We start from the raw sequence: 10,746 nt of genomic DNA on the forward strand, positions 1-10,746 counted from the left end.
TTCCTATTATAAACCTTCTGGGTTTAAAATGAGGACCACTCGTCCATCACCGAGAATCGTCGCACCAGAGAAATAGTTAGAACTCTCTGCAAAGAAGTCACCTAATGACTTTAAGACTATTTCTCTTTGACCGATAATTGTGTTTACAATAAGTCCATAGCTGCGATGTGTATTACGAACAATTAACACAGGAACCATTTGACCATCATATGACGCAAACGCCTCATCTACTGTTTTTTCACCAAATACAGTACTTAAATGTTTCACTTCAATAATTTGATTACGATAATTTAACACATCTTTTCCTTGTAAGGATTGGATGTCTTCTCTCTTAATTCGAATTGCTTCAACGATATTTCCAAGAGGTAAAGCATAACGCTTATCATTCGTTTGAACAAGCATAGATTGAATAATAGACAACGTTAACGGAAGTTCAATTCTAAATGTACTTCCCTTTCCTTCCTCAGAATCAATGATTAAATGTCCACCTAAACTATGAATCGTATGTTTTACAACATCTAATCCGACACCGCGTCCAGAAAGATCTGATACAACTTCAGCTGTACTAAATCCTGGTTGGAAAATAAGATCAAACACTTCACGATCTGTTAATCTATTTGCATCTGCTTCAGTTACAACGCCATTTTTAATCGCTTTTTCTAATACTTTCCCTTTATTAATACCGTTTCCATCATCCGTAATTTGAATAACGACATGATTTCCACTATGAAAGGCTTCTAATTTAATAGTACCTGTCTCATTTTTACCTGCATCACGTCGTTTTTCAACAGTTTCAACACCATGATCGATTGCATTTCGAATTAAATGAACGAGCGGATCACCGATTTCATCAATAACAATTTTATCTACTTCAGTATCTTCACCTGTAATTTGTAAATCGATTTTTTTCCCTAAATCTTTCGCTAACATACGTACCATACGTGGGAAACGATTGAACACAGTTTCAATCGGCACCATACGCATATTTAATAGTACGTTTTGAATATCTTTTGAAATATCGCCTAATCGATTTAAATGTTCAATTAACTCCTTGTTTTGAATCGTTTCAGCCAATTCATCAATGCGCCCACGTTCAATTACACTTTCTTCAAACATATTCATTAATCTTTCGATTTTCTCTAATTGAACACGAATTGAACGATTCTCCACTTTAGCATTTTTCGTTTTTGTAGTACTTTTAGCTGGCATAGCACTTGTAGGTTGATTCGTTGCCACTATCGGTGATTCTACCTGCGTAGCCACAGCTGGTTGTAGCGTTCCTTCTACTTGCACAACTTCTTGTGTAACGACTTTTTTAGAAGCTACTTCCCTCGATATAGGTTCTCCTTGCTTTACTTCCACTTTCTCAATTTCAGAAACATGAAGTACTACTTGTTTCAATTCTTCTATACTACAATCAGTATCCATAAATACCGTAAATTCAAATCCGAAAGCATCTGCTTCAATTTCTTCAATACTCGGAGCTGTTTTTTGTATATTCCCTACATTCTGCAATGCTTCAATACACATAATGGCACGTACTGCTTTTAAAATTGCTTGCTGTTCAACTGTTATATGCACTTCATGCGAAACTGCATCATCGTTGTCTATATGATTTTGCTCTATATGTTCCGTAGAAGTTTCTACATTACCGTTCAATAATGCTTCTAATTTCTGTTTAGTTGAGACTACATCAATATTGCCCATTCCACCTTGTTGCACATCTGCAACCATCTTCTCCAAATTATCAATGCACTCAAAAATCACATCAATAATATCCGCATTTACAACTATATTTCCATGACGAATTTCATCTAATACATTTTCCATCTTATGCGTTAAATCAGCCATCTCTGTAAATTCCATACTCGCAGACATACCTTTGAATGTATGAGCGGAGCGGAATATTTCTCCTACAACATCCATATCAGCAGGATTTTGCTCTAACACTAGCACATTTTCATTTAGCGACTGTAAATGTTCTTCTGACTCTTCGAAAAATATATTTAATAGATCTGTTTGCATTTTTATCCCCTACCTGTCTAACAAACATTTCATTTATGTATAACAATTTAGTGTTTTATAATGAGAAAAAAGGGGGCCACACGTCGATCCGCTATCACTGTTTTGATTCCTTGTGGCACCCCTTCTATATTAACTATTTGCTACTTTTGTTAAAGCTTCAATTACACGATCCGCTTGGAATGGCTTTACAATAAAGTCTTTTGCCCCGCCCTTAATTGCATCTAATACCATACCTTGTTGTCCCATTGCAGAACAAATAACAACCTTTGCACTTGAATCAATTTTAATAATTTCTTTTAATGCTTCAAGCCCGTCCATTTCTGGCATAGTAATATCTAATGTTACAATATCAGGTTGAAGTTCTTTATACTTTTGAATTGCTTCTACCCCATTCTCTGCTTCGCCGATAACTTCAAATTCAGCATTACTTTTTAATAAGTTTTTAATCATCGTTCGCATAAACATCGCATCGTCTACTACTAAAATTTTATGTGCCATTCTTTTTAATTCTCTCCTTCTATGTATAAATATATCTTAATATTTCACCTTATCATTCTCACTCATTATACAAAATAAAATGATAAAATTTAATATTTTTTTAAAAGAATTTTCGTATTTTTATTATTTTATTATTAAAATAATAATATACTACTCTTTTATATAAATAACAACGCGACGGTTTTTTTCCCAGTTTTGCGGTGAATCATTTGGTACAATTGGCTTTGTGTCTGCATATCCTACCGCAGCTAGCCTTTTATCATCCACATTATACACTTCAATTAAATGGTGAATCATATTTGCCGCTCGTGCTGAAGATAACTCCCAATTAGAAGGAAATTTCTCGTTATGAATAGGTCTACTATCTGTATGTCCCTCTACAACAATTGGGTTAGGTACGGATTGAAAAAATCCAACTAATTGACTTATTATCTCTTTCGCTTCGGGCTTAACGTTCGCATCGCCTGTATCAAATATTAAATTATCTACTATAACGACGCTTACCCCTGTATCCTCTCGATATACATTCACTTGACTAATACCGTTATTATCTACATACGCTTTCAACTTCTTATATAATTCATCCATTCTCTTTTTTGAGATCATTTTTTCATCATTTTTTTCATGTGAAATATCTGGTATTGTATTTTTCATTACTTTTGCATCTACTTGCCCCGTATCACTAAACTTTTCAAGCATCTTTGACAATTTTACTGCATCTTGCTTTGATGTAGCAACTAGTAATACAAAGAAAGTTAATAATAACATCGTTAAATCTGTAAAAGTCGTCATCCAACGAGGCGATCCCTTTTGCGGTCCTTTACTCATCATACCACTCCTTGAAATATTAGGCTGCTCCTTTTACCTTTGTTTCGTATACGTATGTATCCAGTTTCAACTTTAATTTAGAAGGGATTTGTCCGCGATACAATTCTGAAATTGCTTCTATTACAAACTTCTTCTCTGTATATAAATCTTCAATACCACGGTATACTTTTTCCGACAGAGGGATTGCAATCATATTCGCAAGTACAGACCCATATAATGTCGTTAACATCGCAACTGCCATCCCTGTACCAATTTGCGATGTATCTTGTAAGTTTTGGAGCATAATGATAAGACCGATTAACGTACCAATCATTCCCCAAGCTGGAGCAAAATCACCAATTTTATCTAATAATGCTGCTCCTTTTCTTAACTCATACACTTCCGTTTCAATATCTTTCAATAACACTTCTTTTAATTCATCTTCATCGTAACCGCTTAACATTAATCGAATTCCTTTTTGAATAAAAGGATTGTCTACTTGCTCTCCATCAACCTCTAAAGAAAGCAAGCCGTTCTTTTTAGACTTTTTCGAAAAATCAACAAACAAATCCGTTAACTGTTCTAAATCTTCTTCTCTTCTATGTAAAACAGTGAAAATACTTTTCGTATATTTTTTTATTTCTCCAAATCGATATGCCACAACAATTGTCGCTGTTGTTCCCCCTATGACAATTAAAATAGATGAAATATCTAAAAAGTTTTTGAAAGCTTTTATTCCACCGCCGCCAAGCATAATCGCCGCTATCACTATGATGAAACCTACTATAATGCCCACTGGGCTAGAAATATCAAACTTCCTTTTTCTTCTTTGTGGTCTAGCTAATACTTGATTTTTTTCTCCCATATTTCTGCCCTTTCCTTTCCATTTTCATATAACATTTTTTTATTTTAATAATACGTTTTCACATATAACATGTATTATACGCTTATCATCTGTTTATCGCAATATACTCATAAAATTGACACATTTCATTTCTATATTAGAATTATGGTATAAAAACATGAGGAGGCTCACGATGGAACACAACATTTTACAAGTCATTGCATTAGCAGAAAAACTAAAATATGAAATGCGACATAGCTGGCTTTCCAACGGACGTCAAGAAAGTGTTGCCGAACATACATGGCGTATGTCTCTAATGGCCATTTTAGTTGAACCTTATTTGGATCAAAAAGTAAATATTGAGAAATTACTTAAAATGGTTATTATTCACGACCTAGTCGAAGCCGAAGCTGGTGATATCCCTGCATTTGATACGATGAATAGTCACGAATTACAGCTACAAAAACAAAAAAATGAACTAGAAGCTATTTTAAATATTAAACAAACGTTAACAGGTTCTCTCGGTGAGGAATTATATGACTTATGGATGGAGTTTGAAGCAAAAGAAACGTACGAAGCAAAAGTTGCTAATGCACTCGATAAACTTGAGGTGAAAATCCAGCATAACGAAGCTGATATTGATACGTGGCTACCAATTGAACATAAAATGACATTCCAAGTAGCAAAGCATACAAACTTTGATTCTTTCCTATCTAAATTACAAAAAATTATTGAACAAGATGGAGAAAAGAAGTTAATTGCTGCCGGCATTGATGTTGAAGCATGCAAGCAATAATGAAATAAGACACTCAACAAGAGTGTCTTATTTCATATAGCCTGCTTATAAATAAGCTGTTGTTTTCCATCCACTAAGATTAAAACTGTAAATTTATCTACTCCAACAACTTCTCCTACTATTCTAACGCCACTCTTTAAGAAAATTGTAACTGTACCTTTTTCTTCTTTTATTTGTTTATACAATTCTTCCTGTAAATGTTCCAATTACTGTCCTCTCCTTTCCGTGAAACATCTTAATATAAAAAACTATAAATTTTTTATTTATGCACTTTGTCTTTTATATTCATAAACTTATTAATTAGTATATCTAAATCACGACTAAATAACAAAACTTTATCATGATCCAATCCGTGTCTCGCAACAAGTTGAATTAACTCTTTCTTTTTGTTTTCTATTTTATTTTGTAATTGTCCCATCTCCATCTCTATACTAAAACTCCCTTTTCCCATAATATTACTTGTAAAATTATAGTACATATTCTCTCATAAAAAAATAAAAAAATGGTTTTTTTTACAATTTTTTATTTTTCTATGCCTAAATTACGAATCACGTAAAGGTTTATTTACAAATCACAAACATACAATCCTAATGAATCTACAGGCATTTGTCTAATTATAAATGAGACTGGCTCGTTTTCTATACAAAAAACATACTGTATATAGTAGTCCATGAACCATATAGATTAACTTACTAAAAAGGAGGAAAACATATGAGTTATGGTGGAAGTTGCGCTGGTTTCGGCGGTGGATTTGCTTTGCTTATCGTACTATTCATCCTTCTAATCATCATCGGATGTAGCTGTTGGGGTGGCGGCGGATACGGATATTAATATATCCTATCCTTGAAAAATGAACTAAAAACTATAGAAAAACAGCTCAAATATGAGCTGTTTTTTTTCATACTTTCGTATGAATTTATATCCCTCTTATTTGCGATTTCAACTAGCAACATATTGTTTACTATGGAATAAGAAACATTTTTACTAAGGGGGATTACAATGATTAGAGGTCTTTACGAAGCACATTTACCTGTCCGCAACTTAAAAGTATCAATACCTTTTTATGAATCACTAGGGCTAAAATTATATAAAAGAGGAGATAATATTGCTTTCTTTTGGATTAAAGAAAATGAGAGTTGGCTCGGCCTTTGGGAAGGCACAGAATACAAAGTGAATTATCACCCCTCTTTACGACATATCGCCTTTCAAGTAAGTTTACATGATTTAGAAAATGCGATTCATTGGCTAAATCAAAAAGGAATTTCAGCACGAAAAGACTTTGGAATGGAACCAATTGAACCGATTGTTTTTCCGGAATTAGCACATGCAGCCGTATACTTTAACGACCCTGATGGAAATAGTTTAGAATTGATTGCACAATTACCTGTTGGACTTCCTACAGCGGAAAAAGTGTATTTGAGTGAGTGGAAAGAACAAATTCAAACATCGTCATTACATAAGGAGTAATCTATTTATGTCCGTTTCTTATTCCACACTTCTTAAAACAAATAAAAACTTCAATAAACTATTTTATGGGCAAACATTAAGTGTACTTGGGGATTGGTTCCATACGGTAGCTTTATTAACATTTGTCTACAGCATAACGGAATCGCCGTTTATAATCGCACTTACTTTTATAAGTAAAGGTTTACCACAGCTTCTTCTTAGTCCATTCATAGGCGGAATTGTAGATCGTTTCTCTAAAAAGAATATTATGATTTTTACCGATATTACACGGGGAATTCTAGTCCTTACATACTTACTCGCAGGCTATAAAATTGAGATTATTTTCATTGCTAATATATGTTTATCTGTACTTGCTTGTTTATTTGAACCGGCTAAACAAGCAACCTTAAAAAATATCGTACACCAAAATCATTTCGTAACTGCTAACTCTCTTTCTAGTACAATTAATGGTTTTATGTCTATTATGGGGGCTTCTTTGGGCGGAGTAATTGCACAATCTTTACATATTGAGTTCGCTTTTTTAGTAAATAGCCTATCATACTTTCTTTCAGCCTATTTTATTTATAATATGAGTATTCCTGCTCATGATACTTGTAACAAGAACAAAGCATTTTTCACTGATATAAAAGGTGGTTATACATACATATTACAAACAAAAATCATTTTAACATTAATTCTTGTCGGCATTTCATGGGGGATTATTGGAGGCGCTTATCAACTACTTCTAACGATCTATGCCGAAAAAATTTTCCATACGAACATTGGGATTTTATATACGGTTCAAGGGGCTGGACTTATGATAGGAAGCCTTCTCGTTAATCTTTATATATCCCATAATAAAGAAAAAATGAAAAAAGTATTCGGTTGGGCCTACTTATTACAAGGAATTTTCTTTCTCGGATTCATTCTATCCGATCAACTTATTATCGGTATCATTACTTTATTCTGTATGCGTATAGCAGGAGGAATTATCGTTCCACTTGATACGACATTACTTCAAACTTACACACACGAAAATATGATAGGTAAAGTTTTTTCATTCCATTATTCTATTTACGGATCTCTTATTCAGTTATCGATGTTTTTTACAGGAGGGCTGTTAGAAATTCTTTCTCCTCAAATGATTGGCAGTTTATTAGCTATATGTTGTATTTTTGTAAGTTTTATATGGCTGTTCTTGTTTTATCGCGGGGAATTTAATGAAGAATCTCCTTCTACTTAATAGCATGTTTATAAACATGCTAATTTTTTTATGTCGAAATACAGAGGAAAAAGACGATTTATTTTCCTTACGTTCTAATTTTTTAGAATATACAATAAATTTAGATTATAAGAAAAGGGGTGCCATAATGTTTGACGATAGACTTACTATTTCAGCTGAGCAGCAGAAGCTCATTTCCAATGCAACTCGCATTCAAATTCTTCACCTTTTAAAAGATGAAGCACTTACTGCAAAACAAGTTGCTACTAAACTAAATAAATCTGCTGGAAGCGTACATTATCACGTTCAAATTTTATATGATGGAGGGTTGCTTGAATTAGTAGAAACGAAGGAAAAACGAGGGATTATTGAAAAATATTATAAAGCAAAAGCTGCTCATTTCTATATTGAAGAAAGCGGCACAGAAGGAACGAATACAGGTAGTCATATTGTATCTCATTTATTTTTAACTCCAGAGGAATTACAACAGCTTACTTGGGAGATTACACAAGTTTTATTACGCTGGGAAAACAAAACCGCTCGTCAATCAAACTCTGAAGAGGAATACGCTATTTCCTGCAGGATTAAAAAACAATGAAAGAAAGGGCCATTTATTCATGAAAAATAAATTATTATTATTGTCGGGAACAGGAATTTCTCGTTTAGGTGATTTTATGTATCTCATCGCTCTGAACTTAATGGTGTTAAATAGCACAAACTCACCTGCTGCTGTAGCAGGATTATGGATTGTTGGTCCAATCGCCACTGTTGTTACAAAAATATGGTCTGGTAGTATAGTAGATCGATTAAACAAACGGTCCATTATGCTCATCACAGATATAATTCGAGCAGCTCTCATTGGCTGTATTCCATTATTTGATTCTATTTGGGCCATTTATATGTTCATCTTTTTAACTCGCATCGCTACATCATTTTTTGATCCAGCTTCATTTACTTATAAAACAATGCTCATACGAGCTGAAGAGCGCGCTCAATTTAATGCATGGAATAGCCTATGTACAAACGGGGCTTTTATTATCGGTCCAGCTCTTGCTGGAATACTTCTCACCACATACTCAGCAGCCTTTGTTATTTACTGCAACTCACTTTCATTTCTACTTTCTACCATTCTCATTTACTTCTTGCCAAACATTACATTACAAACAAAGCAAAACGAAGAAGTTGCAAATACTTTTGTACAAACATTACGAAGTGATTGGAAACAAGTTTTTTCGTTCGCTCGAACAGAAACGTACATTATTCTCATATTCGTTTTATTTCAAGCGACTATGCTTGTTTCTATGGCACTCGATTCACAAGAAGTTGTTTTTACGAGGCAAGTACTGTTTTTAACCGATATAGAATACAGTATGCTTGTTAGTATAACTGGCGCTGCTTACGTTTCCGGTTCATTTCTCGTCTCTCTCTTTGCCAAACGATTACCAATTCAACATTGTATCGGATTAGGTATGATTTTCACAGCAATAGGCTATGTAATTTTCGCCTTTTCAAATTCATTTATAGTCGCAGCAGGTGGTTTCATTTTACTTGGTATTTCTTCATCATTTGCTGGTACTGGCTTTATAACATTTTATCAAAATAACATCCCTATATATATGATAGGACGTATCGATAGCGTGTTTGATTCCATAAAAAATTTCATCCAAATCTTTTTCGTTTTAGCAATTGGGGCATCCGCACAATTTCTTTCCGTTCAATTTACTGTAATAAGTAGCTCGTTACTCATTCTTTTCCTTTCCTGTTTATTAGCAATCCGGGCAATGACTCCTTCACGAGAAAAATACTTTAAAACTACAGGATCATCATTAGAATATTAAATGCCACATAAAAAGCCGCTATTTGCCGTGCAGTAAGCCTCCCACTGATTAAAGTTTCACTTTATGTTAAAATATTTATTAAATTTGATTATGTAGGGGGGCTATTTTGGAAATTATATTCATTTTCATATGTATTATATTAGTAGCTTCTATTTTACAAACAAGTACAGGTTTTGGCTTTTCTATTATGGCAACACCTTTCTTACTCATGTTATTTCTACCACAAGAAGCTATACAAATAAATATCATTTTATCATTAATTATTTCCATATCACTCATTTGGAAAATAAGAATAGATATTGATTTTATACTACTGAAAAGATTAATTTTCGGAAGTATAGTTGGTGTTCCTTTTGGCATTTTCATTTTCACTTCCATTAACATCAACACTTTTAAATTAGCAATTAGCATCCTGCTTTTACTATTAACGTTGATGCTAATATGCAACTTTAAGATTAAACCAACAAAATCTAGAGATTTCTTAGTGGGCGGATTATCCGGTCTTTTAACGACAAGTATCGGTATGCCAGGACCACCCCTGTTACTTTACTTTACAGGAACTGATACGAAAAAAGAGAAATTGAGAGCAACTACTTTAGCTTTTTATCTATTTATATATTTCATTAGCCTACTAACTCAAATACTCTTTACTGGCACAAACAAAACAATTTGGGAATCAAGTTTTTACGCTATTCCAATCGTATTTCTAGGTTTGTATATAGGGCAAATTATTTTCAAATGGCTTAATCAACGAATTTTCAAAATATTTACGTACATCCTTTTAAGTTGCACGGGTATGTATCTTCTTATTGAAAGTTTGCATTTATTATAAGTAAGTTTTTCAAAATACAAAATCATAAATAAAATACTAACCAAACGATAAAAAGCGGCTATTATGCCGCTTTTTATTTTCACATTAAATATTTTAAAACTAGAAGCCCAGCTATTGCTATTACAAACACATTGAAAAAAATCATCCACATATTGTTTTTCAATAGGGGTACTTAATGATTTATGAATAATGTACAAAATTAATTTTCCATATTGATCAATTACTTCTTTCAAAGCATCTTGATCATGTTTTTTCATAGCTATAATTAAATCCTCTTCAGAATTGAAAATCATAAGCCTCTTCCTTCCTCAGTTCCCCTTTAGCAGCTGCTTTTACTTATTATTGGTATTTCATTCTCATTTTCTATCACTTTTGTAAAAATTTATTAACTTTTATTTCTATATATATGATAACAAACGAAATACCTAAGATCAGAAA

At 33.1% G+C, this 10,746-nt stretch carries 13 protein-coding genes; 7 read left to right on the forward strand and 6 right to left on the reverse strand.

All coding sequences use genetic code 11. From position 1 onward, the window contains the following. Positions 1-6: 6 nt before the first annotated feature. The 4 genes from DN400_RS06865 to DN400_RS06880 all read right to left on the reverse strand — a co-directional run bounded on the left by DN400_RS06865 (position 7) and on the right by DN400_RS06880 (position 4,195). Positions 7-2,025: a chemotaxis protein CheA gene (locus DN400_RS06865; protein WP_065228566.1), complete on the reverse strand. Its 2,019-nt coding sequence runs from the start codon at positions 2,023-2,025 to the stop codon at positions 7-9. 129 nt (positions 2,026-2,154) lie between these two features. After that, positions 2,155-2,523, reverse strand: a complete 369-nt coding sequence (locus DN400_RS06870; protein ID WP_000940568.1) for a response regulator — start codon at positions 2,521-2,523, stop codon at positions 2,155-2,157. A 150-nt stretch (positions 2,524-2,673) separates the two neighbouring features. After that, the gene (locus tag DN400_RS06875; RefSeq protein WP_147801589.1) at positions 2,674-3,351 is read right to left on the reverse strand and encodes an OmpA family protein; all 678 of its coding nucleotides are present in this window, start codon (positions 3,349-3,351) and stop codon (positions 2,674-2,676) included. Between the two features lie 19 nt (positions 3,352-3,370). Then, the gene (locus DN400_RS06880) at positions 3,371-4,195 is read right to left on the reverse strand and encodes a MotA/TolQ/ExbB proton channel family protein (RefSeq protein WP_016513062.1); all 825 of its coding nucleotides are present in this window, start codon (positions 4,193-4,195) and stop codon (positions 3,371-3,373) included. Between the two features lie 172 nt (positions 4,196-4,367). On the opposite strand from DN400_RS06880, the gene DN400_RS06885 reads away from it, so the two are divergent. Then, complete coding sequence (locus DN400_RS06885; protein ID WP_016513063.1) at positions 4,368-4,970, forward strand: HD domain-containing protein; 603 nt, start codon at positions 4,368-4,370, stop codon at positions 4,968-4,970. Positions 4,971-5,002: 32 nt separating this feature from the next. Here the strand turns inward: DN400_RS06885 and hfq are convergent, their stop codons facing one another. Together hfq and DN400_RS06895 are read right to left on the reverse strand one after the other, a co-directional pair. Continuing rightward, the gene (gene hfq / locus DN400_RS06890) at positions 5,003-5,176 is read right to left on the reverse strand and encodes an RNA chaperone Hfq (protein WP_147801590.1); all 174 of its coding nucleotides are present in this window, start codon (positions 5,174-5,176) and stop codon (positions 5,003-5,005) included. Positions 5,177-5,229: 53 nt separating this feature from the next. Beyond that, positions 5,230-5,448, reverse strand: coding sequence for an aspartyl-phosphate phosphatase Spo0E family protein (locus DN400_RS06895; RefSeq protein ID WP_000291691.1), 219 nt, complete (start codon positions 5,446-5,448; stop codon positions 5,230-5,232). 233 nt (positions 5,449-5,681) lie between these two features. Between DN400_RS06895 and DN400_RS06900 the strand changes: the two genes are divergently transcribed. The 6 genes from DN400_RS06900 to DN400_RS06925 all read left to right on the forward strand — a co-directional run bounded on the left by DN400_RS06900 (position 5,682) and on the right by DN400_RS06925 (position 10,308). Continuing rightward, complete coding sequence (locus tag DN400_RS06900; RefSeq protein WP_000120179.1) at positions 5,682-5,801, forward strand: YjcZ family sporulation protein; 120 nt, start codon at positions 5,682-5,684, stop codon at positions 5,799-5,801. Positions 5,802-5,969: 168 nt separating this feature from the next. Next, on the forward strand, positions 5,970-6,437 hold the full coding sequence (locus DN400_RS06905; RefSeq protein ID WP_033696135.1) for a VOC family protein: 468 nt from the start codon (positions 5,970-5,972) through the stop codon (positions 6,435-6,437). Positions 6,438-6,444: 7 nt separating this feature from the next. Further along, entirely contained in the window at positions 6,445-7,659 is a 1,215-nt protein-coding gene (locus DN400_RS06910) for an MFS transporter (RefSeq protein WP_147801591.1), read from the forward strand. A 127-nt stretch (positions 7,660-7,786) separates the two neighbouring features. Then, on the forward strand, positions 7,787-8,236 hold the full coding sequence (locus DN400_RS06915; RefSeq protein WP_000459089.1) for an ArsR/SmtB family transcription factor: 450 nt from the start codon (positions 7,787-7,789) through the stop codon (positions 8,234-8,236). 19 nt (positions 8,237-8,255) lie between these two features. Continuing rightward, the gene (locus DN400_RS06920) at positions 8,256-9,476 is read left to right on the forward strand and encodes an MFS transporter (protein WP_098255819.1); all 1,221 of its coding nucleotides are present in this window, start codon (positions 8,256-8,258) and stop codon (positions 9,474-9,476) included. A 106-nt stretch (positions 9,477-9,582) separates the two neighbouring features. Then, complete coding sequence (locus tag DN400_RS06925) at positions 9,583-10,308, forward strand: sulfite exporter TauE/SafE family protein (RefSeq protein ID WP_098255820.1); 726 nt, start codon at positions 9,583-9,585, stop codon at positions 10,306-10,308. Positions 10,309-10,746 lie beyond the last annotated feature (438 nt).

Source organism: Bacillus sp. AR8-1, from assembly GCF_008042345.1.
In the GTDB taxonomy this organism is placed as follows: Bacteria; Bacillota; Bacilli; order Bacillales; family Bacillaceae_G; genus Bacillus_A; species Bacillus_A cereus.

Coding starts and splice junctions, on each gene's coding strand:
- DN400_RS06915 (WP_000459089.1), top strand. CDS start 7,787: ATGTTTGACGATAGACTTACTATTTCAGCTGAGCAGCAGAAGCTCATT.
- DN400_RS06870 (WP_000940568.1), bottom strand. CDS start 2,523: ATGGCACATAAAATTTTAGTAGTAGACGATGCGATGTTTATGCGAACG.
- DN400_RS06875 (WP_147801589.1), bottom strand. CDS start 3,351: ATGAGTAAAGGACCGCAAAAGGGATCGCCTCGTTGGATGACGACTTTT.
- DN400_RS06905 (WP_033696135.1), top strand. CDS start 5,970: ATGATTAGAGGTCTTTACGAAGCACATTTACCTGTCCGCAACTTAAAA.
- DN400_RS06885 (WP_016513063.1), top strand. CDS start 4,368: ATGGAACACAACATTTTACAAGTCATTGCATTAGCAGAAAAACTAAAA.
- DN400_RS06880 (WP_016513062.1), bottom strand. CDS start 4,195: ATGGGAGAAAAAAATCAAGTATTAGCTAGACCACAAAGAAGAAAAAGG.
- DN400_RS06865 (WP_065228566.1), bottom strand. CDS start 2,025: ATGCAAACAGATCTATTAAATATATTTTTCGAAGAGTCAGAAGAACAT.
- DN400_RS06910 (WP_147801591.1), top strand. CDS start 6,445: ATGTCCGTTTCTTATTCCACACTTCTTAAAACAAATAAAAACTTCAAT.
- DN400_RS06895 (WP_000291691.1), bottom strand. CDS start 5,448: ATGTACTATAATTTTACAAGTAATATTATGGGAAAAGGGAGTTTTAGT.
- DN400_RS06920 (WP_098255819.1), top strand. CDS start 8,256: ATGAAAAATAAATTATTATTATTGTCGGGAACAGGAATTTCTCGTTTA.
- DN400_RS06900 (WP_000120179.1), top strand. CDS start 5,682: ATGAGTTATGGTGGAAGTTGCGCTGGTTTCGGCGGTGGATTTGCTTTG.